The organism is Bradyrhizobium sp. Kon10 (assembly GCF_055807395.1).
Genome location: NZ_JBVVOZ010000333.1, coordinates 1 through 248, shown reverse-complemented (window position 1 = coordinate 248; position 248 = coordinate 1). Strand labels below are relative to the sequence as shown.

Below are 248 nucleotides of genomic sequence, written 5' to 3'. Positions count from 1 at the left end.
CTTATTTGGAAGCCAAACTCATGGCAGACCAATCGAGTGGCGAAATCCAGGCCACCGATCCTGCCGCTCTGCCGGAGTGGACCTATAACTGGGTCGGTCTCGGTTTTCGCTCCGAAGATGCCGACTTTCTGGCCAAATTCAACGAGGCGCTGAAGCAGTACATCGGATCCGATGAGATGATGAGCTCTGTCAAGCAATATGGCATCGTGGCTGCCAGCCTTCCGGGCGACACGACAACCAATTGGATC

General features: G+C 54.8%; 1 pseudogene. It reads left to right on the top strand.

The window, feature by feature from the left end:
- Positions 1-248: pseudogene (locus AC0L2O_RS37270) on the top strand (ectoine/hydroxyectoine ABC transporter substrate-binding protein EhuB); the annotation flags it as partial.